General features: G+C 46.4%; 21 protein-coding genes and 1 tRNA gene. 16 read left to right on the top strand and 6 right to left on the bottom strand.

The window, feature by feature from the left end; translation table 11 throughout:
* Window positions 1-60 precede the first annotated feature (60 nt).
* On the bottom strand, window positions 61-846 hold the full coding sequence (locus CMO31_05840; GenBank protein MAZ53519.1) for a histidinol phosphate phosphatase: 786 nt from the start codon (window positions 844-846) through the stop codon (window positions 61-63).
* A gap of 42 nt (window positions 847-888) precedes the next feature.
* Here CMO31_05840 and CMO31_05835 point away from each other — a divergent pair, with 42 nt between their 5' ends.
* Window positions 889-2,037 (top strand): deoxyguanosinetriphosphate triphosphohydrolase, encoded by a 1,149-nt coding sequence (locus CMO31_05835; GenBank protein MAZ53518.1) that lies wholly within the window; start codon window positions 889-891, stop codon window positions 2,035-2,037.
* Window positions 2,038-2,052: 15 nt separating this feature from the next.
* Here CMO31_05835 and CMO31_05830 read toward each other — a convergent pair whose 3' ends face one another.
* Complete coding sequence (locus tag CMO31_05830) at window positions 2,053-3,126, bottom strand: hypothetical protein (protein MAZ53517.1); 1,074 nt, start codon at window positions 3,124-3,126, stop codon at window positions 2,053-2,055.
* A gap of 228 nt (window positions 3,127-3,354) precedes the next feature.
* Here CMO31_05830 and CMO31_05825 point away from each other — a divergent pair, with 228 nt between their 5' ends.
* Window positions 3,355-5,112: a hypothetical protein gene (locus tag CMO31_05825; GenBank protein ID MAZ53516.1), complete on the top strand. Its 1,758-nt coding sequence runs from the start codon at window positions 3,355-3,357 to the stop codon at window positions 5,110-5,112.
* 45 nt (window positions 5,113-5,157) lie between these two features.
* Here CMO31_05825 and CMO31_05820 read toward each other — a convergent pair whose 3' ends face one another.
* On the bottom strand, window positions 5,158-6,372 hold the full coding sequence (locus tag CMO31_05820) for an AAA+ family ATPase (GenBank protein MAZ53515.1): 1,215 nt from the start codon (window positions 6,370-6,372) through the stop codon (window positions 5,158-5,160).
* Complete coding sequence (locus tag CMO31_05815) at window positions 6,369-7,244, bottom strand: hypothetical protein (protein ID MAZ53514.1); 876 nt, start codon at window positions 7,242-7,244, stop codon at window positions 6,369-6,371. The genes CMO31_05820 and CMO31_05815 overlap by 4 nt, the downstream gene beginning before the upstream one ends.
* 51 nt (window positions 7,245-7,295) lie before the next feature.
* Between CMO31_05815 and dnaX the strand changes: the two genes are divergently transcribed.
* The 8 genes from dnaX to CMO31_05775 all read left to right on the top strand — a co-directional run bounded on the left by dnaX (window position 7,296) and on the right by CMO31_05775 (window position 14,810).
* A complete protein-coding gene (dnaX, locus tag CMO31_05810) occupies window positions 7,296-8,744 on the top strand; it encodes a DNA polymerase III, subunit gamma and tau (GenBank protein ID MAZ53513.1) in 1,449 nt (482 codons plus the stop codon).
* On the top strand, window positions 8,741-9,148 hold the full coding sequence (locus CMO31_05805) for a hypothetical protein (GenBank protein ID MAZ53512.1): 408 nt from the start codon (window positions 8,741-8,743) through the stop codon (window positions 9,146-9,148). The genes dnaX and CMO31_05805 overlap by 4 nt, the downstream gene beginning before the upstream one ends.
* 91 nt (window positions 9,149-9,239) lie before the next feature.
* A complete protein-coding gene (locus CMO31_05800) occupies window positions 9,240-9,551 on the top strand; it encodes a YbaB/EbfC family nucleoid-associated protein (protein MAZ53511.1) in 312 nt (103 codons plus the stop codon).
* Between the two features lie 12 nt (window positions 9,552-9,563).
* Complete coding sequence (locus CMO31_05795; GenBank protein ID MAZ53510.1) at window positions 9,564-10,160, top strand: recombination protein RecR; 597 nt, start codon at window positions 9,564-9,566, stop codon at window positions 10,158-10,160.
* A 103-nt stretch (window positions 10,161-10,263) separates the two neighbouring features.
* Window positions 10,264-13,122: a DNA topoisomerase I gene (locus CMO31_05790; GenBank protein ID MAZ53509.1), complete on the top strand. Its 2,859-nt coding sequence runs from the start codon at window positions 10,264-10,266 to the stop codon at window positions 13,120-13,122.
* Between the two features lie 3 nt (window positions 13,123-13,125).
* Window positions 13,126-13,413 (top strand): hypothetical protein, encoded by a 288-nt coding sequence (locus CMO31_05785; protein MAZ53508.1) that lies wholly within the window; start codon window positions 13,126-13,128, stop codon window positions 13,411-13,413.
* A 43-nt stretch (window positions 13,414-13,456) separates the two neighbouring features.
* Window positions 13,457-14,191: a DNA repair protein RecO gene (recO, locus tag CMO31_05780; protein ID MAZ53507.1), complete on the top strand. Its 735-nt coding sequence runs from the start codon at window positions 13,457-13,459 to the stop codon at window positions 14,189-14,191.
* A complete protein-coding gene (locus tag CMO31_05775; protein MAZ53506.1) occupies window positions 14,130-14,810 on the top strand; it encodes a hypothetical protein in 681 nt (226 codons plus the stop codon). Before recO ends, CMO31_05775 begins: the two co-directional genes overlap by 62 nt.
* Before the next feature lie 2 nt (window positions 14,811-14,812).
* On the opposite strand, the gene CMO31_05770 is transcribed toward CMO31_05775, so the two are convergent.
* Window positions 14,813-16,078: a bifunctional folylpolyglutamate synthase/dihydrofolate synthase gene (locus CMO31_05770; GenBank protein MAZ53505.1), complete on the bottom strand. Its 1,266-nt coding sequence runs from the start codon at window positions 16,076-16,078 to the stop codon at window positions 14,813-14,815.
* Window positions 16,068-16,640, bottom strand: a complete 573-nt coding sequence (locus tag CMO31_05765; GenBank protein MAZ53504.1) for a hypothetical protein — start codon at window positions 16,638-16,640, stop codon at window positions 16,068-16,070. The genes CMO31_05770 and CMO31_05765 overlap by 11 nt, the downstream gene beginning before the upstream one ends.
* Between CMO31_05765 and CMO31_05760 the strand changes: the two genes are divergently transcribed.
* The 6 genes from CMO31_05760 to CMO31_05735 all read left to right on the top strand — a co-directional run.
* Complete coding sequence (locus CMO31_05760; protein ID MAZ53503.1) at window positions 16,635-17,747, top strand: hypothetical protein; 1,113 nt, start codon at window positions 16,635-16,637, stop codon at window positions 17,745-17,747. The two genes, CMO31_05765 and CMO31_05760, sit on opposite strands and share 6 nt — an antisense overlap.
* Before the next feature lie 261 nt (window positions 17,748-18,008).
* Entirely contained in the window at window positions 18,009-18,488 is a 480-nt protein-coding gene (locus CMO31_05755; protein MAZ53502.1) for a hypothetical protein, read from the top strand.
* The gene (gene glpK / locus CMO31_05750) at window positions 18,481-19,965 is read left to right on the top strand and encodes a glycerol kinase (protein ID MAZ53501.1); all 1,485 of its coding nucleotides are present in this window, start codon (window positions 18,481-18,483) and stop codon (window positions 19,963-19,965) included. Before CMO31_05755 ends, glpK begins: the two co-directional genes overlap by 8 nt.
* Window positions 19,962-21,563, top strand: coding sequence for a glycerol-3-phosphate dehydrogenase (locus CMO31_05745; GenBank protein MAZ53500.1), 1,602 nt, complete (start codon window positions 19,962-19,964; stop codon window positions 21,561-21,563). The genes glpK and CMO31_05745 overlap by 4 nt, the downstream gene beginning before the upstream one ends.
* A gap of 92 nt (window positions 21,564-21,655) precedes the next feature.
* Window positions 21,656-21,742: transfer RNA gene (locus tag CMO31_05740), tRNA-Leu, on the top strand.
* Between the two features lie 370 nt (window positions 21,743-22,112).
* On the top strand, window positions 22,113-23,245 hold a 1,133-nt coding region (locus CMO31_05735), incomplete at its 3' end, for a hypothetical protein (protein MAZ53499.1).

The following is a 23,245-nucleotide window of genomic DNA, read 5'->3' as shown; positions in this document are numbered from 1 at the left end:
ACCTTTAGACCAACCTTATATACATCAACCGATATAAACTCCCCATTATGGGAATAGAGGCTACAGAGAAGTTTCACCCCGAATAGTCTTTAGGACTTCTTCTAGAAGCACTCTCGTAGTGCTCATACCTTCTCGACCATATATAGTCTCGGTTCCTTCCCAATCTCCAAAATAGCCCCCCGCTTCACGCAAAATCACTGGAAACGGTGCAGCGTCCCAAGGTTCAAGAATGGGATCTAACATCACTTCTATCCGCCCAGTAGCAACTAGCGCATGTCCGTATGCATCAGACCAACCAGCCCGATGATAGACTGCTTCCTGCATTCGTGCGAAAGAATCGCCTTTCTCATATTTAGCGAACTGATAGGGACTAGGATCCGTACACGATAAGTATGCATGCTCAAGGCTGGTTGTACCAGCAACATTACACCGCCGCCCATTCCAGAAGCACCCTACACCTGAGGCCGCATATACGGTTTCTCCAAGTCCCGGAAAATGGGAGACTCCTACCTCAATATTTCCCTCTATTTCCAGCCCAATCAAAACACCATAAAGTGGTACGCCTCGACTGAAAGCTTTAGTTCCGTCAATGGGATCAATTACCCATCGATGACTCTCGCCGCTTCCCATCTCCCCAAATTCCTCCCCCAAAACCCCGTGATTGGGAAAGGTATCCTCTATTCGGCTCCTGATAAGAAGTTCCGACCTCCGGTCAGCCTCAGTAACTGGGGTGTTATCCACTTTAAACTCAGTTTCCACCCCTGATTGAAACAAGCGAAGGGTCTCTTTACCTGCAAGGTGAGCTGTCTCCACAGCGAAATCAATATACTTGGACAGATCAGACACAACCCCACTCTATCTTTTAAAAGCCGGTGGTACCATGTTTTTGTGCTTTTTGACCGAGAAACACTACAAGAAAACGAACGTAAGACTCTGGCTCCATATGCAAGTTTTTCTGCTGACTCTAAAGGCCGAAAATATAAAGAACCGGAAAGTCGGTCCAGGACCGCTTTTCAAAAGGATCGGGACCGCGTCATCCACACTAGCGCTTTCCGTCGCCTAGAGTACAAGACCCAGGTTTTTGTTAATTATGAGGGCGATTATTACAGGACACGCTTAACCCATACCCTTGAGGTCGCCCAGGTCGCTCGGGCTTTATCTAGAGCACTCGGCCTCAATGAGGATTTAGCAGAAACAGTAGCTCTAGCCCACGACTTGGGCCATCCCCCATTTGGACACGCTGGGGAAGAAACTCTAGATCGTCTTGCTTCATCAGTTGGTGGCTTTGACCACAACAAACAAAGTCTACGTATAGTCAGCAAGTTGGAACAACGATACGCTAATTTCCCTGGCCTTAACCTATGCTGGGAAACTCTAGAAGGAATTATTAAACATGAAACTGCGTATGACACTGCCGATGATCAGTGGCAACCAGGTAAACAGCCAAGCCTCGAAGCTCAGGTAGTGAATCTTGCTGACGAGCTGGCTTATAACGCCCACGATCTTGACGACGGCCTTCGATCAGGCCTTCTAAATATCCGCCAAATAGCTAATGTTCCCCTGATTGGGATCCTAATGAATTCCCTCGGAATCGATAATCAGCCATTCAGCCGTGAGGATCGCTACCTCTTAATTCGCGAGTTGCTCGGCCTGGCAATCGAGGACGCAGTAGCAACAACTGTGAAGCAGATTAGGAGAGCTGGGGCGCGAGATGCTAATGATGTTCGAGGAGAAGAAGGCAGGCTTGTAACCAATTCCGCTAGGGTTACCAAGCAATTGTTAGAACTAAGAACCTTTTTACACGACAATCTATACTTCCATTATCGGATTATAAGAATGAGAAAAAAGGCTGATCAAATTTTGTCGCAAATCTTTGAAGCATACATGACCAGTCCCCAAATGCTGCCTTCGGCTACCTACGAAGAAATAGAACTTCTAGGTTTAAGGAGAACTATTACCGACTACATCGCAGGCATGACGGACCGATATGCTAGTGAAGAGTATGGAAAATTATTTTACCCAAATTTGCTAACTTAAACTTTTGCAACTAATTCATCGCAAAGACTGCGAAACGCCTATAAGCGCACCTGTTTCTGCATCCCGAAACCAAGAAACATTGACGTCGCGACGAAGCACCCTAATGATCAACCACGGGCTAGTAATTACCTGAGAAACAGTAATACCTTCATCGGGCACCGTTTTAAAAACATCTACGAACAGGTCGTTACCATCTATTTCTATTCCCTCTACGCTGACTGCATACCCACTAGTCGGCCGTTCCCCAAGGAACACCCCAACAACAACCTCCCGATCAAAGTTAACTTCAGGCACCTCCGGGAGAGTTAACCTATCCGCATAGCCTCTCGACCAAATTTCAAGCAATTCCGTTTGATCAGACGCAAGAAAATAGGTCTCCTCCGCAACACCACCTGAATTAGATCCTGAAGCAAGTATTTCCCATTGAACTACCTGCGCAGCCCTCTCGAATGAAGCGTTATTCACTCTAAGGTCCGCATCAAAAAACAACCCCGTAACTAGATGCTCTTTGAGGCCACCTATTACCTTACGCTCAAGGGTGCTTTCTGGGATAAGGTATAAAACAAATGGTTGGCCAGATTCCTCGAAAGTGTCGGCTAACACATCTGCTTCTTGCGAAGTAAGTTGCCCTAAATTCCTCATCCTGCCTAACCTCGGTACTGGTATAACTCGCTTTGAAACGCCAAAAGCTGGCTCTGTTGCAAGCGTAAACCATCTCTCTCCATCAAAATAGACTATTTCTTCGACTAAACCGACAACATCTATATGTAGATCCGTAGTCAAAGGGATGCGCTGTACACTGGCAGGAGCCTCAATCTGTTCAATATTTTTCTGCAAAAACGGTTTTGCATCAATAAGGGAAGCACCAAACACCCAAAGGGGGTCTTCGCTATTACCATCAGTGATGTCATATTTTTGTCCGTGTATTTTTAGCGTGGTTGGCTCTCCATATACGAATGAAAGACTCGTATTCCTATCGCCAAACAGCTGGATTTCGTGTAACGATGGCGCTACATTACGTTGGCACGCGGCACCCAGTAGAAGCAGTCCCACAAGGGAAAGGGCTTTGGGTAAAAGAGCCAGGCGCATAAGGATTTCCTCCGATTGAACATATGCTATCACCTCCCTGTCGGAAGAAGCCCATTCTAAAAAACCTTAGGAACGTTCACCAATCATGTGTGATTTTCACGATAACCTCATTTTTTCACTTTTCCGTTTAACAGAACAGGATATTTTAGTTAGTTAGGGTCCGGCAGCTTAGCGCTAGGAGTGACATGCTCATGTTCGCTTTCAACCGACTTTTTGTAGAGGTGATTTGTGAAATTCGGTAGATTATTCATTGCGACAGTAACGGTTTTCCTCATCATGTTTGTTTGGGCCAAAAACACAAGTTATTCCGTTATTGTTCTGGGTAGCGAACCTGAGGCAATCGTTGCTGCAATATCTGCGGCTGAAAGTGGCGCTAAGACTTTATTGATAAGTAGCGATAATCGACTAGGGGGACTGTTTGTAGAAGGAATGCTCAACATGCTTGATCTACGAACCCAACCCTATAATTACCAAGGGGGTCTATTCAAAAGGTGGTGGGATTTGGTTGGTGGCTCCTCGTCATTTGACGTTTCGGAAGCAGAACAGGCCTTTCGAGTCTTGTTAGAACAAGCTGCCGTTGATGTCAAACTTGATTCTGGCCCAATGCGACTTGAGATAGATCGTGATCAGCGGGTACTCGGGGTTTGGGTCGACTCAGACCTTTACCTTGCTAATCAAGTGATAGACGGAACTAGCGAAATGTCTTTAGCTGCTGCGGCTGGAGCTAATTACACTCTGGGTTTTAATTCTGTAGGATTGAACGCCCGAATGGCAGACACACTTGTTTTCCGAATTATAGATGTAGATTGGGAGGAACTTACCCAAGAAATAAGGTTACGCGGTCCGAACTATGCTAATAGCGACGCCAATGCAGCCTGGGGCCACTTTGGGGGGTACCCTGCTGAATACGAATCCTTAGACCCAAACTTACGTCTCCGAGGCCTCAATCTTGGGCGCCAACACGACGGATCGATCTTAGTAAACGCACTATTGATACATGGTCTTGACCCATTTTCGCCTGATAGTTTGCGTACTGGCCGAAACCGTGCTTCGACAGAAGCTGGTCGAGTAGTCCGATATCTAAGCCGAGGTATTCCGGGTTTCCAAAAAGCGCAACTAGCTGGAGTTGCTGACCGACTCTACCTAAGGGACACGAGACACCTTGAGGCAATGTGTAAATTAACGATAAACGACATAATAGACAATCGCGTGACTCCTTTTGATGTAGTCACAGGTGGCTACCCTCTCGACGTCCAACCCCTATCTCAATTCGATTCGGGTTTCGTTTTTGGTACACCTGAAATATATGGTGCTCGCTTATGCGTGACCGTTCCGAATAATCTCGATGGAATTTGGGTCGTAGGGAAATCAGTCGGCTTCGATCCTATCGCAGCTTCAAGTGCTCGGGTTGTACCCTTTGGAATGGCCCTAGGAGAAGCTGTCGGACTAGCAGCCTCTAAAGCTTCGTCGGAAAATCTTACTCCGCACATGATCCTAAAAAACATTGTAGCTCAACAGGAAATCCGTAGCGAGCTTCTGACCCGTGGAGCAGTACTTCCCCCCCTTCATGACAAAAGCCCTTTGGGGCCTAGGTCACACCCAAATTATCAAGCATATCGTCTTCTCCTGAGTCGTGGCCTAGCAGTCGGTGGTTATGATAACGACCCTAACCTTGACGAGCCTATGTCAGCGCTAAACTATCTTTATCTTCTGAGCAATATAGGGACACGCTTTCTCAACAACTCACTCTTAGGACGGGATCTACTTAATCTTTACGGAACCTCCGAGAGATCCTTAACCCCAAAACTAGCACTTGAGATAACACAGTTAGCCGCATGTATAGCCACTTCGTGTCCGTTGCAATCAACCGAAAAACCACTGCCAGATTTGAACCTTATGATTTTTGACCTTCATCTCTCAAACCCAATATCACGGGGACAAATGTATCAACTTGCCGTAACAATAGCTGGGTTAGATATTTTTTGATTAGTAAGCCCAGGGACAAGGACACAAGTCTCACAGTTACTCTATTTAATCATTTAGATGGATTTTCAAGCTATCGATAAATTGGCGTGCTGTCCTGCCTGAATAACCGTTACCCCAATCTGCGTACCTGATGGCCTTCTTAGTAAGATGCGGTTCTAACACGCCCTCTTGTGCTGCAAGTTGTTCTACTATGCGAACATAACTGTGTTGTGTTTGATTAGGAAAAGTAATGGTCAAACCAAACCTATCTGCTAATGACAGGTTTTCATTGTGGCTGTCCCAACGGTTGACATCATCATCAAGGGGATCAGGACGATCAGTAAAGTTCTCTCTAATTAAATGGCGGCGGTTACTAGTTGCATAAAACCTGACGTTAATTGGGCGCCTTTCCAAACCACCCTCGATGAGACTCTTCAGGTTTCTATATCCTACTTCGCCTTTCTCAAAACTTAAATCATCTAGGAATACTACAAATCTTTGAGGATGATGGGCTAGTTGAGAGAGGATGCTTGTCAAATCGTTTAGATGTTCTCGACGGACTTCTACCATCCGTAGTCCCTGTCCAGCAAACTGCTTTAACAGGCCACGGATGGCTGTTGATTTACCCGTTCCCCTTGGCCCGTAAAGGAGGACATCTTGAGAAAAGCTGCCAGTTAACAGGGCCTCCGTATTGCTTACTAATCTATCTAACTGGTCATCTACATCAAAGAGGATGTTTGAATCATCAGTTTCTACCCGAGGAAGAGCGATGAAGTCCTGCTGCCATACAAACGCATGGTGCTGAGCAAATCTACCTAAACCAATTTTTCTATAAATACTTTCAAGTAATCGTATAACCCCGATAGAATCAGCTTCCTTTATGCAGGCGGATAATTGACCAACCTCTGGGGACATTGTGCCTGAGCCTACTCCCTGCAAACTTGGTATCGGTCGATCGGTAATCGCTGCTAGAAGTTCTTCCCAGTCTCGATTAATAGCGGAAATTAAACATTCAATATCTAAAGAAAGTGCGCAATTTAAGGAATCAGTAAGAAGGGCGCCAGAACCTAAATCCCTACCGCCATCTGAATTACATCCCAGCAAATCTTCTGCTGCGATTTGGGTAAGGTCACAGCAACCACGTTCAACAAGGCACCGGAAAACATCCCGATACGCTCCGTGGGCTTCTTGTATTTGCCCACGTTCAATCGCCCTTTCGAGATCGACCAGCCTCTGCCACCACTTTTTATCCTCGAGTCCAGATAACAAATAAAACATCATGCTTGTTGCAGAGTTTTTTTACGAGCCAGGTCAGGCGTATTTTCAAAAACTGCTGCTTCTCCCGCTTCTATGGCCAGAGGAGAGCGATGAAATTGCAACCACGAGATTGGAGGGTCCACGCTCACTAAATGAACTCCGGGAGGCGCGTCGATCTTGTTTGAAAACGATCGAGCAGCGACTGAAGCTCCCTTAAGTTGTTGACTCAAAGGCCACTGAATAGGTAAAGCTCTTACAACCCGATGAAAAGCTTGACCGAATTTAGACTGACTTAATTGCGACACTATTCGGACAACATTAGAAAGCTCGGTATTAACTCCTACGTGGATCCCAACCATCTTTTCTGGCTTGAGTAGAGCAAGGGCGCGATAGGGAACTGGCTCCACAAACCCACCATCGGTAAGAAAATGGTTCTTCCAACAAACCGCTGAGAAAAAAAGTGGCAAGGCACAACTAGCCCGGATAGCCTCAGCAATTGAACCCTCATTTATGACAACTAATTCACCGGATTCTATATCAGTACAACCTACCGCCAAAGGAATCTCCGTATCTTCGAATTTTGCTCCAGAAAAAAATTTTCGATCCAACCATGCGGACAACTTTGTACCGTTAATCAGAGCTCCACGATGCAGACCAAAATCAATACCTTGGGCCCAAATTTCAAGATTATTCTGTTGTCTAACTAGGTGCTCTAAAGCTACACCGTTCATCCCGAGAGCGTATAAGGCTGCAATAACTGCTCCGAAACTACTCCCCGCAATTGCATCAGGAAAAAATCCACGCTCCTCGAGTGCCTTAAGAGCTCCAACGTGCGCGAACCCCCGGGCAGTCCCACCGCCAAGGGCAACCCCTAATTTCGGGCGTATAGACCACATAGGATAAGTTTATCAGAGTAGAAACGGTTGTCTGGTGGTAGCATGGCCTCAATGGTAGCCATCTACCAACACGCGAGACCTGCCAACTTTAATCAATTGATTGGCCAAGATCATGTCAGGGATGTTTTGGCTGCCGCAACTGAAAAGGGTCGACTTGGCCACGCTTATCTTTTCTCCGGACCACGAGGTGTCGGCAAAACTACCACAGCTAGACTACTCGCAATGGCAGCAAATTGTGGGACTTCAATCAAAACAAAGGGTCCTTGTGGAACCTGCGACGGCTGCCTCTCAGTTCAGTCAGGTAACCACCCGGATGTAACTGAGCTTGATGCAGCTAGCAATAACTCCGTAGAAGACGTACGTGATTTGCGTGAAAAAATTGGCCTCACTCCCCTTTTAGGTCACACGAGAGTATGGATTTTAGATGAAGCCCATATGCTTAGCAAGGCCGCTGCTAATGCTCTCCTGAAGACTTTAGAAGAACCTCCTCCTGGACTAATGTTCATACTCGCGACAACAGAGCCAGAGAAGTTACCAGCGACCATAGTTTCCCGCTGTCAACATTTCCGTTTTCGGCGGTTGTCCGAACCTGAGATCACGTCTAAGCTTGTCCGTCTTTGCGCAGAGGCCGGTATCCAAGCCTCGGAACAGGCTCTTAACCTCGTATCCCGATCTGCCGATGGGGCTATGCGAGATGCTGAGAGTTTGTTAGAGCGGTTGCTGGCGATGGGAAAACAAATATCTATTGAAGTTGCCGAACAAGCACTTGGCCTACCACCTCGCGATTTATTAGAGACTCTCGCTAGCCACATAACTAACGGCGACCTCAAAAAAGCCATGGTCACGGCCGACCTTCTTTATCGTGATGGTTACTCACCCCGTACCATTTGCCATAACCTAGGCAAGATAATTAGAGAAGCTATCCACTCGGCTTGGGGAGAGAAAGGCTTTTCTTTATCGACCCCACCTAACGACCTTCTACGATTACTTCACGCTTTAGACGACGAGGACTACCGTTTTACGCAGAGCGAAGACATGTACTCCTGCGAAGTTGCCCTCATAAAAGCAGCTAACGCCTTAACGGGCAACACTCCGCTACCTTTAACTGATTCCGCCACTGGGCTATCCCAAGTATCTTCCTCTGAGAGTAACCTACCGGAGTCAGTGGACCCAGCTGCTGAAGTCCACCACGCTTTATCTAACAATAGTCCGGTCCCGACCATACCTCCTCTTTCTCAAACAGAAAACACGAATTCTCCCGCAAGGATTTGGGAAAAGGTAAAGGGTGAGGCAGCAGCCCAGTTAAAAGCGTTTTTAATTCCAGCCAAAGCGGAGGTAACCAGCAAAAACATTACCCTCTTTTACTCCGAGACTCATCGTTTCCATTATGATCGGATAACTGAGAGGGTTGGGGAATTAGAACAACTCGTGCATTCAGTAGCAGGACCTGAATATTCCATCACTCTCTCAGGGCCTGAAAAGATCTTAAAAAAAGTTTGAGCCCGGCTAATAACCGGGCTCAAACTTCACCCGTTTTACTAAGTGGCAAGACACAATCTACGAGCCCGAGGCAAGTAGACCTAGTAAATGCACCCGAAGACGCCTGTCCTGATTCCGATGTTAAGGACTCTACTCTCCAAGAAAATCATTTTGATAGCTTGCCCAAAACAGATTCCCGTGATTCTATAGATACTGAAATCGCTGAATCGCCCCCCCTAAACGCGCACCGCCTAAAAGGTCCTTTGGACGAATCTAGAGGCCTACCCCTAACCGAAGGGTTGCGGGAATACGTCAAAAATCTTCAGGCAATATTTCCTGGAAAATTTCTTGGGCTGAAACCGGGTAAACAAACATCAGACCCCGAATCCGCTCAACACTCAACGAATCTAGATAATTCTAATTAAGACTAAACTAAGGCCTTGTTGAAAATATGACTAAGAAACCTTAGGCCTTAACTTGACCGGAGTCTAATGTAGAATATGTTTCGAGGCGATTATGAATATCCAAAAACTTATGAAAGAAGCGCAGAAAGCACAGGAACGCGTAGCTGAAGTACAGAAGCGACTTTCTAATCTTACGACTGAAGGCTCTTCGGGAGGTGGACTAGTTATCGTCAAGGCTACAGGGGACGGAAATATTACCGGGATAAACATTGATCCTAGTGCTGTTGATACCAATGATTTAGAACTGCTTGAGGATTTGTTAGTAGCGGCCATAAGTGATGCTCAAAGAAAGTCTAAGGAGCTCCAAGAACAAGAAATGGGCTCAGCTATGGGGGGTCTAGGTGGACTGCCAGGCCTTTTTTAAAGTGCTGCTTTAATGAAATATCCTCCTGCCTTACTCAACCTGATAAGAGAGCTGGGGCGCCTTCCAGGTATAGGCCCAAAAAGCGCCCAACGACTGGCCTTCCATATTTTCAACAAGGAAGAAGAAGAAGTTTTGCGGTTAGCACAATCCATTGAAGACGCTGCCTCCGGCCTAAGCAAATGCCCTGCTTGTTTCAATGTCAAATCGACCGAAGAAACTATTTGCACAGTTTGCAATGAACCAAGTCGTGACCGTGCGACGCTTTGCGTAGTTGAACAACCTGCTGACCTACTAGCTATTGAACGAAGTGGAGAATACAGTGGGATATATCATGTACTCCATGGTGCTTTAAGCCCCATGAATGGTGTAGGCCCGGATCAACTAACTATTCGAGAATTGGACGAACGGCTTACCGAGGTTTCCGAAGTCATATTGGCCACTTCAACCACAGTGGAAGGGGAAGCAACCGCAATGTACCTGGGAAAGCTCTTTTCAGCTAAAGGAGTATCTCTCTCCCGAATAGCTTATGGCTTACCGGTCGGTGGTGACCTCGAATACGCAGATGAAGTTACCCTTGGAAGAGCCATTACCCACAGGAGTCCGCTATAATTTTCCAATAGCTTTTTTGTTATTCGTGTAGCACAATAGTTGACAATAACGAAAACGCCGCATAATATTTTGGCGATGATACTCTCAGAAGGGATCGATGATTATGGGCAAACTTAAAACCAGAAGTCTTGTGATAGTCGAATCCCCAACTAAGGCTAGAACGATTAGTCGTTTCCTCCCGGAAAATTTCGAAGTCGAAGCCAGCATGGGTCACGTGCGTGACCTACCAGCCTCCGCCGCAGAAATTCCAACCGCGGTCAAAAAAGAAACATGGTCGCGATTGGGCGTAAATATAGGAAACAATTTCCAGCCCATATATGTTGTGAGCAACGGGAAAAAATCAGTAGTAACGAATCTCAAGGCTGCCCTCAAAAAAGCCGATGAGCTTTATATAGCTACGGATGAGGATCGAGAAGGCGAATCTATTGGTTGGCATCTTCTAGAGCTATTAAAGCCAAAAATTCCGGTACGCAGAATGGTCTTCCACGAAATAACCGAGAAAGCAATACTTCAAGCTTTAGAAAACACTCGTGCCATTAACCAAGACCTAGTTGAGGCGCAAGAAACTCGGAGAGTTCTTGACCGGCTTGTTGGCTACACTATTTCTCCGCTTCTTTGGAAAAAGATCGCTCCCCGCCTAAGCGCAGGACGAGTCCAAAGTGTCGCTGTTCGTTTAATGGTGCTCCGTGAAAAAGAACGATTGAAGTTTGTTCCTGCTGCATATTGGAATCTAAAAGCGAACCTCGGAAAGGCCCAGACTACCTTTGAGGCAACCCTTACACACTTGGGAGACACCCGGCTCGTAACTGGACGCGACTTCGATCCAGATACTGGTCTATTGAAATCTCATCTCAAAGCTGGAAATGACGTTCTATTACTAAAAGAACAAAAAGCATCCACTATAGCCGAAGCAGCCTCTCGGAACCGTTGGTCCGTAAAGGAAATAGACGAAAGGATCTCTTCTAGATCCCCATCTCCGCCGTTCATCACTTCTACCCTCCAACAGGAAGCCAGCAGAAAACTGAACCTTTCTGCTCGAAACACTATGCGCGTCGCCCAGGGACTGTACGAGAAAGGCCTCATTACCTATATGCGGACTGATTCAACCTTACTCTCGCAAGAGGCCCTAGAATCGGCCCGTACAGCAGTGAAGGACCTTTACGGCGACGAATTCTTAAGTCCTTCGCCAAGGCAATTCGCCAACAAATCTAGGAACGCCCAGGAAGCTCATGAGGCTATCAGGCCAGCCGGAAATGCAATGAAAACAAAGGACAGTCTCGGACTATCCGGTTCAGAAGGAGCTTTATACGATCTTATTTGGAAGCGTACCGTAGCCACACAGATGACTGACGCTCGTTTAAAGTTTGTCACTGCGAGAATAGAAGTGTTAGGAGATGGCGAAGTCGCCCTCTTCCGCGCAACTGGCCGAACTACCCTTTTCCCAGGCTTCTTCCGGGCCTACGTTGAAGGTTCAGACGATCCCGAAGCCGTTCTAGAGGACAGAGAACAACCCTTACCAGAATTATTTGCTGGGGATGAATTGGCTTGTAATGGTGTTGGGGTTATCGGACACGAAACAAAACCACCCGCTCGATATACTGAGGCCTCTCTTGTAAAGCTTCTTGAGTTGGAAGGGATTGGGCGACCGAGCACCTATGCCAGCATAATTGAAACCGTCATGCAACGTGGATATGCAAGGAAGTCTGGAAGTCAGCTGGTGCCAACTTTTACGGCCTTCGCAACCAACAGTCTCCTTGAAGATCAATTCTCTCATCTTGTTGATACAGAATTCACGGCTACAATGGAATCAGCTCTCGACGATATTGCATCTGGCAAACTTAATTCCACTCCTTATCTAAAGTCATTTTTCCTGGGTGAAGATGGTATAGAAGCTCGTGTTGAGGAGGGTCTTACAACAATTGACGCACGTTCTATCTCAACTATCCAAGCTGAAAAATGGGGACCCTATCGGGTCCGAGTTGGTCGTTATGGTCCTTATGTAGAAGGTAGCATAAATAACGAAATTGTTACCGCTTCTCTGCCAAATGATTTATCGCCCGCTGACCTAACCCAGGAAAGTATAGAAAAACTTCTACGTAACGGCCAAGATGGCGATGAGGCTATTGGCGAAGACCCTAACACAGGCCTTCCTATAACCCTTCGTTCCGGACCATATGGACCCTACCTAGAACTAGGCGAAAAGGATACAAAGAAAAAACCGAAGCGCGTATCCCTACCTCCTGGGTTAAGCCGACAGGATGTCACGGAATCTTTGGCCGTTGAACTCATTAACTTGCCAAAAGATATTGGTCTACATCCTAAATCGGGAGTCCCTATTGAAATTGGTATAGGTCGCTACGGGCCATTCGTACGCCATGGAAAGGTATACGCCTCGCTACCGAAGGGCGACAATCTATTCGAGACATCACTGGATCGTGCGATAGCACTAATAACCAAAAAAGAAAACCGGAATAAACCGCTCCGAATACTTGGGGACCACCCGGATTCTGGAGAACCCGTGCAAGTATTGGATGGACGTTACGGGCCTTATGTTAAACATGCGTCCACAAACGCCACCTTGCCCAAAGGGATAACTCCTGAAACCGTAACATTTGAACAGGGACTTACCCTGCTAGCTGAAAAGGAAGCAAAAAAACCTACACCCAGGGGTAGTCGGGCCGCTGCCAAAAAGAAACGTCCTAAAGCCAGTAAGCCCAAAAGCTCTCGGCCTAAAGCCACTTGGGATGATCTTTCGCAGCATTTAGCTGAACTAGACAAAAACGTAGCCGATGTAGTAACACGAATCGAGGGTTTAAACGGCTCTGCCGCTATCGACTTAAAGGCAGTAGCCACTGCCACCAGACTTACCGAGGAAGAGGTTGCCGCGATGCACAAACGCGGAATGTTCAAGCTCCGTATGGCTCACGGTAAGGCTAGGGCCCAATCTGAGAAACGTCCTTAACTTATGATAGGCCATACCTTGAATCTTTCAGGGTTAGCAAGTGCAGGTGACGGTCTCCCTGTAAAGGTACCGGGAACTACATTGTCGGTCCAACGAGTGAGTGAAAGGGGACGTTTTACACCACAAACCCCACAGTGGTTTTTAGTGATTGAAGGAGAGGTCATAATCGACCTACCCCACGGTGATTTTCGTATTTTAAAGACAGGAGATTTTCTTCGGATTGGGAAAGGCGAGCCTACCCATTTAGAACCCATTTCACCCGTTGTATTGTTACGAGCAGACGACCCCTAACCAAACACAAACTTCTCAATACGAACGGATGAAATAATCTACCATGGCACAACGCTATACCACCTCGGGAGGAATAGTTATAAGGAGAAAGCCCTTACCAAGTGGGGATGTAATTGCGACCATTCTGAGCACGAACCTAAAATGGCGAGGTATTGCTCGGAAAGGTAAGCTACCTGGTGGGAACTTAGGTCGGCTAAGTCTATTCCACGATGTAATTGTCCAGAGTTATCGCCGGCGGGAAGATGACCTTGCGATCTTAACGCAAGTTCAGCTCAACGGTGCTCTACCTAACCTAAGCCGTCCAGAAATTTATCCTCATGCGCACCAGCTCGCGGAACTGGCAGATGCCCTAACCGTAGATATCCAAATCGGGGAACGGATTTATTACTACTTGGCTGGCGGCCTCCGTGGACTCAACCAGTCAGAAGATCCAGCTAAAATTGGACTAATCTTCTCATGGCGACTTCTACAGGCAGCTGGAATAGCACCGAGAGTGCAGAGATGCTCCCGATGCAATACGGCGCCTCCTCTTCATTTCTTCGATATTTCTGGTGGGGGAATCACCTGTGAAAAGTGCCAAATTGGCCTCCCAATTCCTACAATAGTAGGAGACGACCTAAGAGAAATTTTAGTCGGTACGATTCGCTCTAGCCTCCAACGTCCCTTCGCTAAGCGGAAAGAGCACGAAATGCTATTTCGTCAATATTGCTCCTTCCATGTTGAACACCTCCACTCTTTTGATAGTAATCGCCCTACTTTTAGCGAGACGAGCCAGTAAAGTGTTCGCGTTACTAGTCTCGGCACTTTTTGGTTACCTGATAGGGGGATTTCCAAGCGCCGCTCTCTTAGCAAGGTTAAATGGTAAGTCCATTTTTACGATTGGATCCGGAAATATGGGTGCCATGAACACCGTTCGTAACGTTGGGGTGGTTAAAGGCGTATTAGTACTGCTAGCAGACATCGGAAAAGGTTCACTGGCTACTTTTCTCGGGATGAAGCTAGCTTCCTTAAACGGAGCAACTGATTTGTGGTTATTAGCCATTCCGCTAGTCGCTGGGGCCACGGCTGTAGTCGGTCACGGATGGTCACCTTATATTGGCTTAAAAGGCGGTAAGGGGTTGTCTACAACTTTAGGAGTTGGGTTGCCTCTTTACCCTATTCCTGCCCTATTTGGCTTAATTACCTTGATTACCATAATCCTGGTGCTTCGCCGCGTTAATCTCGCCTCGACGATAACTATCGGTATCTATCCACTCATAGTGTTATTGGTACTAATTTACGCTGGCGAAACTTCAAGGGTGGCCATTACCATTTTCTGTGGTGTGCTTCTATTAGGGATAATTGGGCTCATTAAACACATACCCTCGCTCCAGACACACGAACCTACACTTTTTTAGATTTAAACCCTATTTTTTGATTTAACGGTATCTGTCATAACTATTTCCCGCAGGACTCCAACAAGATAAAGGCTTCCCGCTATCACTAATGCACCCCCCGTAGGAGTCTGTTCTATGGCTGCTCCTAAAGCTTGCACAGGATCTATCACGGAATCAGATTCTGGACACAGAGCTTTAAGCTCCGATACTGGCATACCTTTGGGGCCACTAACTGCCTCGGTTAAAACCAGATGGTTGGCATTTTTACAGAGAGGCTTTAGTACCCCTAAAGCATCCTTACCTTTAGTGATGCCAAGTAAGAGCGTATAACCCGCGGGAAGTAGTTTTGTTAGCTCCCGACTAACGATTCTAGCTGCAGCCGGATTATGAGCCCCATCAAGAACGACTTCACGACCTCGATACAAAAACCTCTCCAGCCTCCCCTGCCAAACAGAGTTCTTTATCCCCCGCTTGAGAGATTCGTTAGGCAAATTAATCGCCCAACCTGCGGCTATAGCCAAAGCCTGATTCCTAACCTGATGCGTTCCAACCGCGGGGGACTGTACTGAAATTGTCTTACCCCATCCCTCTATGCCTATTTTCAATCCTGACCAACCAAGGTTCTGATGGCTGATAGAAGCTTCGTCTAGAGTTAACAGAGGGGTACCAAGCCGGGCTGCAGAACATTTTATTTCACGTAACGCCTGTCCTCGAGCTGAAGTAACGGCTGGTACGCCAGATCGGAGTATCCCTGCTTTCTCCTTTGCAATCTCGGCTAAGGTCTCACCTAGCGTTCCTGTGTGATCAAGACCAATCTCTGTAATAACGCTTAGTACCGGTTCCACCACATTGGTAGCGTCAAGACGACCGCCAAGTCCGACTTCTATAACACCAAAATCAACCTTTGCGTCTGCGAACAACCGGAAGGCAGCAGCCGTGGTTATTTCAAAAAAACTTGCTCTAAGTCGATCCGCCTCATCCCTCAGCTCAGCCAAAACCTGAGCCAGGTGATCAAATGACGCTTCCTGGCCATTAATAACGAACCGTTCTGTAACTCTCTGCAAGTGGGGGCTTGTAAAACGAGCTGAAGAGTACCCACCCGCCATTAAACATGAATCGAGAGAAGCCGTAACGCTTCCCTTCCCGTTAGTCCCCGCTACTAGAATGGAATCAAATTCCCGCTCAGGGTTTCCTAATTTCTGCAACATCGACCTAACCCTTGTCAAGCCTGGCCTCATCCCAACATTTTTCCGTTCAAAAAGCCAAGAGCGTAATTCTTCAGGCTTCATTATCCACCCTTNTCAACCACTCAGCCTCTNTATCCCNACGTGGATCATGATGGAGTTCAACCAATCGAGCAACCTTCTCACACCCACCCGATTTACGGATCATTTCAGACNCATAAATCGNGTGATTTACCTTCATCTGCATGTCCCCTCTAATTCCACCTAGTATTGGTTTGGGTGGAAATACTCCCGTTTTGATGATGTGTACCAATATTCGCCTCCACAGGACAAATGGACGGGAACTTTTACCTACATCATGTAGTATTGCCGCTCTAATCAAAACAGCAGAACTTTGGGGATTACGCTGAAGGANCTCCTTTGCTACTTGACAACCATGATGGCGCTCCCGAGGATCCATCCTGGAATAGAGTTTGTATTCATTAGAGCTTAGATTCTTTTGAGCNAAAGAATCATCCGGCTTTACAAACCGCAAAAACACTCCCCAAAGAGTGCGTTGCATAAGAGTTAAACTTCTTCCCCAAATTCCCACGATAGATTGTATCTTTTGAGTCATGTCTTGCACACCCTCACCGACTAAGTTCCAGGTATGCTTAACAGCATGCAAGCAAAGGTAAGACGCCTTTTTTTGGGAGCCTTAATACTAGCTTCCATAGTGTCCATAAGTAGTATCGGTATAAGCCAACGAGTTGTCGGTACCGACCCACAAGAAACTGCAGATCAGGCGATTATCAAGTGGCTTAACTTAGAACGGCCGACTTTTGAGAACTACCAAAATCTGGGCTTAGAGGCTGCTTGCAAAACACTACCTGATGTGATCCTGAACCCACCTCCCCTACAGGGAACAGAAGTCAATCTCAATGACAGCCGAGCCATAAATACCGGTGATCCCACNGTCCTCAAATATACATATAGTGCCACCCTGCCTCGGAACCGGTTAGAAATTGTTCAAGTAACATTGAAGCGAAGCGAGGGAAAAGCGCTTTGGGAGGCGACCAAAGTTGGCTATTGGATTGATGACAACCAAACCGGCCGTCGCTGGCTTCAGGGATCCCTTCCTCTAACCATTTTTTCTGCCTTTAGTTTGTTTGTCCTGTACTTAACTATAACGAAATCGATACTACGAAAATGGTTAGAGGAAGGATTAAGAGTCTTAAGATCTCACAAACGCTTAGTGATAGGAACCCTATTGGGCCTCTACAGTATGTTTTTTCTCGGATCATTTCTTGGGTCACAATTACCCAGCGAGTGTCGTGACTCCGTGGTTACTCTCATAGAAACCACGATAACAGCAGTAGGCGCTACTGAGGCTTACGGCAGTGGTAACGTCGTTCGGGCTGCTACCGTGACCTTTTATCAAAATTTCGTTGTCGTAGCTGCTTCTCTCACAGGTACCTTTGCTTTGCTGTTTGGAATTCCCGCATATGTCCTAAGCGCGTCCTCATTTTTTATTCAAGGAATTCCTTTTGGCCTACTGGGAGCCTTTTCTGGGCCTAATCTTCTATTCGTACTGATCCTAGTTTTTCTGGAATTAACAGCNTATTTCCTAGTAGTGGCTGNTGGCNGGATTTTATTGGCNACGATCATTCGCCGAGGTTTNCGTTCCTACCCTNTTGCGGCAAAAAAGCTGTTCGTAATATTTCCTATTGTCCTTCTATTTCTTTTAATAGCTGCCTGGTATGAAGCTTTGTTTCTTATTCAATTTATAAAGTAAACCGTATTGACCCGACAAGAAACTCCAGGAGAACAACATAATTGATTACACTTCAACACAATTTGTTTCTTACGGCTCGAGGAACTATAACGCCAAGAATTAGGCTAGATCTAGTGTATTGAAAAAACTAAAGCGCTACTCAAGATATGTTAAAACACAGAACTCTTTTTTAAGGAACTAACCTACCTTTTAATTAATTGGTTTATGCCCCTTCCGTATCCATTCAGCATTTAACACAAACAGATTGGTATGCTACCAGGCATGCCGGAACCTATGTCCTATGGCCTACATATTGTTTTAGACGGATTCCAGGCCAGTGCCGAAGCAATGTCCAAAGAAGTAGTTGGCAAAGAAATNTTANAAGACCTCGGGCGNATCATAGAGCCCGAAGCTGTATCAGATACCCGCCTTTTCTCTTTCTATGATTCTCTTTGTCCTGGAAATAGTGGTGCTACGCTATTACCTGAATCTAACGTTACGCTACATTTCTTCCCGGACACCAGCAAATTAACGCTTAAGGCCTTTAGCCGCCATCAATTCCGCATAGGAGAGATAATTACACTGTTAAGTCTTCATTTAGGAGTAGGTCGTTTTGAAACCGTCCGTCGCAATCATAGCCGCCCGACGCCCAGAGACCAAATAATACTAAAGCGAGTGCTACAGGGAGACAGGCTTTATGCACACCTTCGCCTAGAAGACCTTTTGAAAGAAGGGGCGCCACAGGGTTTTGGTAATGCCTGATCTCATTTTAGCAATTGATCAGGGAACCACCAGCTCGAGAGCTCTTCTTTTCGACCATGCGGGCCAGACTAAATCATTTGCGCAACGGGAGTTAACTCAAATATACCCGAAGCCTGGTTGGGTAGAGCATGACCCAACCGAGATTTGGACCAGTCAACGTGAGGTTATATCTGAATGCTTAGCCTCTTCTGGGGCAACACATTCAGACTTGGCAGCTATAGGACTTACTAATCAACGTGAGACCACCATTATTTGGGATCGTTCTACAGGAAAACCCATCCACAATGCTATCGTCTGGCAAGACCGACGAACAACCGCCATAACCGACCGTTTAGCAAGAGAGGGCTTAGAGGATCTCTTCATACGAAACACCGGCCTTGTCCTAGACCCATACTTTTCAGCTAGCAAAATATCTTGGCTCCTCGATAATGTGCCTGGAGCCAGAACGAGGGCAGAAGCTGGAGAGCTAGCGTTTGGTACTGTCGACAGTTGGTTAGTTTATAAATTAACCCAAGGCGAAGTTCACGTAACGGACGTAAGCAATGCTAGTAGAACACTTTTATTCAACATCAAGACCTTAACTTGGGACCATGACCTTCTAGAAATTTTTAATGTCCCCAAATCCCTACTGCCAGAAGTCCGCTCTTCTTCAGAAATTTACGGGGAAATAACCTCATTATCTAAGGATTCGGTCCCGATAGCCGGCATAGCCGGTGACCAACATGCAGCCACTTTTGGACAAACTTGTTTTGCTCCTGGTCAAGGGAAAAATACTTACGGTACGGGTTGCTTTCTGTTACTCAACACCGGAACAGAATTAATAGCTTCTCCTGACCGACTCCTTACGACCATAGCTTGGGATCAAAATGGCTTAAATTATGCTACCGAAGGCAGTATTTTTATTGGTGGGGCTGTTGTTCAATGGCTCCGAGACGGCCTGGGGATCATCCAAAACTCGAACGAAGTTGAAGATTTAGCATCATCCGTATCAGACAACGGCGGCATCTATTTTGTACCCGCCTTCGTGGGACTCGGCGCCCCCCATTGGGATCCACACGCTCGCGGTACCGTTACTGGAATTACAAGGGGTAGTACAGGGGCTCATTTGGCCCGCGCTGCTCTTGAGGGAATCGCGTTCCAAGTCCATGATGTCGTACAAGCTATGGAAGCAGCCAGTGGAATACCATTAACAGAGTTACGGGTTGATGGTGGAGCTTGCAACAATAACCTACTAATGCAATTCCAGGCCGATATCTTAGGAGTACCCGTTGTTAGGCCAGCTAATACAGAAACCACTGCTCTAGGTGCAGCTTATCTAGCTGGCCTAGCTGTGGGTTTCTGGGAAAGCAAGGAAGAAATTGCTAACCAATGGTTAGAGGGTACGAGATTCGAACCGATCATGAAGGACAATGACCGTGAAGCCCTACTATCAGGTTGGCAGAACGCCTTAGGTAGGTCTATAGGAACGATACTTTGAACAGAGAAGTGGCCCTCAATCGTCTTCGTTCAGAGCCTTTCGATTGTCTAGTTATCGGTGGTGGCGCAGTCGGAGCTGGTATAGCGGTAGATGCGGCAAACCGTGGCCTTCGCGTAGCTTTAATCGAACGAGATGATTTTGGATCTGGAACTAGTAGTCGCAGCACAAAACTAATTCACGGTGGCGTAAGGTACTTAGAGCAAGCCATAAAAACTTTTGACCGGACTCAATTCAGTCTAGTTCGGGACGCTCTTAGGGAAAGGGCTATTCTTCTTTCTATAGCCCCTCATCTTTGCCGACCTCTACCGATTGTGACGCCCCTGTATAATCCGCTACACATCCCCTACTATCTAACTGGGTTGAAGCTCTATGATTGGCTTGCAGGTAAAGCCAACATCAAACCTAGTCGCTTTATCGACAATCGGGAGGCCCTCGTTCGCTTCCCTATGCTTAAGCCGAAAGGACTTCGTGGAGCAGTAGTCTATTTCGATGGGCAATTTGATGACGCCCGTCTTAACGTATCTTTGATATTAACAGCGGATCAGCAGGGTGCAGCCGTAGCCAATAGGGTTGAGTTAATTGGACTATTAAAGCAAAATTGTCAGTTGATTGGTGCTGCACTACGCGACACTACAAACGGCAATGAGTGGGAACTTGAAGCATCCGCAATAATAAATGCTACAGGACCTTTCTCAGATAGCATCCGATTAATGGATGACCCAATGGCAAGACCGATATTATCTACAAGCTCAGGTACTCACATTGTATTGTCAAAAGCTTTCTCACCACCAGATACAGGACTACTAATCCCGGAAACAGAAGATGGCCGGGTATTGTTTTTACTACCTTGGTTAAACCACACTTTGGTTGGCACTACTGATAATCCTGCGGAGATTGTTCATGATCCTAAGGCAACAGCCGATGATATTGCCTACTTACTCCACCATTTGAAGAAGTATTTTTCCATACCTGTCTCCGAAGACGACATTACTGCTTCTTGGTCAGGACTCCGTCCATTAGTTTCAAACACAACGCAGTCTGATACGGCACAGTTGTCGAGGGACCACATCGTTAATGTGAGCACTTCTGGATTGATTACGGTTGCAGGTGGAAAATGGACAACTTATCGGAAGATGGCTCTTGACACCGTAAACTTTGCAATAAAATCAAAGGGATTGACAGCACCTAGGCCATCCCAGACCGAGAAATTAGCGTTATTTGGAGCCAAGCATTTTACGCCAAATATTGCTGACCAATTAACTCAAGATCACGGTTTTGATTCAGACATAGCTGATCACCTAGCACGTGCTTATGGGGATCAAGCTAATGTTGTGGCAGAATTAGCCTCCAACGGTTTAAGTAAGCGCCTGACCGAGGATCAACCTTTCATTGAAGCGGAGATAGTTTACGCGGCAAGAACTGAAGGAGCTATGTCTGGTATAGATGCACTAACTCGCCGTACGCGTTTGGGGGTTCTTGATCACACAGCGACTAGAAATGCTGCTAAACGGGTAAGCGACATATTGGGTAAGGAATTGAATTGGAGTGCAGAGGAAATGGACAAAGACTACATAAATACTGTGACTTCCCTCGACTAGGGATTAAACCCATTGCATAATAAAATAGGGATCTTTAAGCTTTAACTGCATCCGTAGTATTGTGTAGCACTGATGGACTGTTTAAGTAATGTGCCGGGATGGCGGAATCGGTAGACGCGACAGACTTAAAATCTGTTGCCCCAAAGGGCGTGCGGGTTCAAGTCCCGCTCCCGGCACCATCGTTACGTCGCTAAAAATACCCAAATTCTGCGTCGACATGACTCTTTAAACTTGTTTAAATCACTTCAAGAAACAAAATTATTGTTAATAACTGTATTGACTTTTTTGATTTAGAATCACAAACATTGATGGTTATCATCCGATAAGTAGCGTCTCGCATCTCAGCCTTGCAGCTCCGTGCATATTTAGTACATTCCGGATGGGAATGTGCATCTCCTAGCTTTGCATCTTTAACCTGTTTAACAAATATACCTACGCCCAAAGTAGAGGTATATTAGAGGTGGAGGCGGTCTATGTCAGACTACGTTTTTCCGAAAGTCCAACAATTATTTTCTATTCAAATGATTACCTTATTCCATGGAGCAGTAAGTGCTTAATCGTCGTAACGTCAGTCCGCTTAATGGCCGTTGGAAGTTCAAGACAGATCCAGAAAACATCGGAGACTTCCAGGAACCGGAAAAAACCACTCAAAGCTGGGCTCGCGAGACAACCTTTTTCGACGTGGAGTTTGATGATGGTTTGTGGGAAGACATTCAGGTACCTGCTAATTGGCATACTGAGGGGTACGACTACAACGATGGTATTGCCTGGTATCGCACTCGCTTCTCGTACACTCCCGATGGAGTTAATAACGTCTTNCGGATTCTCTTCAANGGCGTTGATTACTTTTGTGATGCCTGGCTTAACGGATACTACCTCGGTAGTCACGAGGGCTTCTTTCAGCACTTTGCGTTCGATGTTTCCAAGTGGATTCGTGAAGGAGAAAACCTCCTTGTAGTAAAGGTGGAAAACNCAGGNGCTCCTACCAAACGCTTTGACATTTTCAAAGGTGCGCTACCGGGTATGAATTGGGATGCTAATGATCCTAATGTGGACCCTGGGGGTATCACTAATGACGTTGCGCTTTTATCAAGTAGAGATGGTTACCTCGAACGGCTTAAAGCAACTCCTCTTGTAAATTTAGAATCAAGTACCGCTAAGGTACAAAGTAGGATCGTTATTTTCAACACTAGCGGATCCTTCAAAACAAAGCGAGTGAGAGTTGCGCTAACTCCACACAATTTCGATGGTAAGGCCTATTTTGTGGAAAATGACTTTTTGTTGCCGCCTGGTCGTTCGGAGATTGATTGTTATGTGGATGTTGATGATCCGCAATTATGGTGGCCGTGGGATATGGGTGAGCAGAATCTTTACGACATCACAGTTACTGTTTCTGATGACCAAGGAGTCCTAGATGAAATGAGTGACCGGATGGGATTACGGCACCTTCATCAAGTTGAGGGTACTTGGGAGTGTTACATCAACGGTGAACGAATCTTCGCTAAAGGCCCAAATTACTTGAGTGAGCAATTCCAGGCCAACATGACACGTGAGAAGTACGAACAGGACGTGCAGTTCATGAAGGAAGCCAACATGAACATGGTGCGCGTTTACTGTGTTGTGGAGAGGGAGGAACTCTACGACGTTTGTGACGAGAAAGGCGTTCTCGTCTACCAGGACTT

The sequence above is a fragment of the Trueperaceae bacterium genome (assembly GCA_002707365.1).
Taxonomy (GTDB): Bacteria; Deinococcota; Deinococci; order Deinococcales; family Trueperaceae; genus UBA6957.
The sequence above is the reverse complement of the archived record's forward strand: the minus strand, read 5'-3'. Positions and strand labels throughout refer to the sequence as shown.

What these genes read in the sequence shown, in the direction of transcription:
- CMO31_05830 (MAZ53517.1), bottom strand. Translation starts at nt 3,126, where the DNA reads ATGCGCCTGGCTCTTTTACCCAAAGCCCTTTCCCTTGTGGGACTGCTT.
- CMO31_05820 (MAZ53515.1), bottom strand. Translation starts at nt 6,372, where the DNA reads ATGATGTTTTATTTGTTATCTGGACTCGAGGATAAAAAGTGGTGGCAG.
- CMO31_05815 (MAZ53514.1), bottom strand. Translation starts at nt 7,244, where the DNA reads ATGTGGTCTATACGCCCGAAATTAGGGGTTGCCCTTGGCGGTGGGACT.
- dnaX (MAZ53513.1), top strand. Translation starts at nt 7,296, where the DNA reads ATGGTAGCCATCTACCAACACGCGAGACCTGCCAACTTTAATCAATTG.
- CMO31_05800 (MAZ53511.1), top strand. Translation starts at nt 9,240, where the DNA reads ATGAATATCCAAAAACTTATGAAAGAAGCGCAGAAAGCACAGGAACGC.
- CMO31_05795 (MAZ53510.1), top strand. Translation starts at nt 9,564, where the DNA reads ATGAAATATCCTCCTGCCTTACTCAACCTGATAAGAGAGCTGGGGCGC.
- CMO31_05790 (MAZ53509.1), top strand. Translation starts at nt 10,264, where the DNA reads ATGGGCAAACTTAAAACCAGAAGTCTTGTGATAGTCGAATCCCCAACT.
- CMO31_05785 (MAZ53508.1), top strand. Translation starts at nt 13,126, where the DNA reads ATGATAGGCCATACCTTGAATCTTTCAGGGTTAGCAAGTGCAGGTGAC.
- recO (MAZ53507.1), top strand. Translation starts at nt 13,457, where the DNA reads ATGGCACAACGCTATACCACCTCGGGAGGAATAGTTATAAGGAGAAAG.
- CMO31_05775 (MAZ53506.1), top strand. Translation starts at nt 14,130, where the DNA reads ATGTTGAACACCTCCACTCTTTTGATAGTAATCGCCCTACTTTTAGCG.
- CMO31_05770 (MAZ53505.1), bottom strand. Translation starts at nt 16,078, where the DNA reads ATGAAGCCTGAAGAATTACGCTCTTGGCTTTTTGAACGGAAAAATGTT.
- glpK (MAZ53501.1), top strand. Translation starts at nt 18,481, where the DNA reads ATGCCTGATCTCATTTTAGCAATTGATCAGGGAACCACCAGCTCGAGA.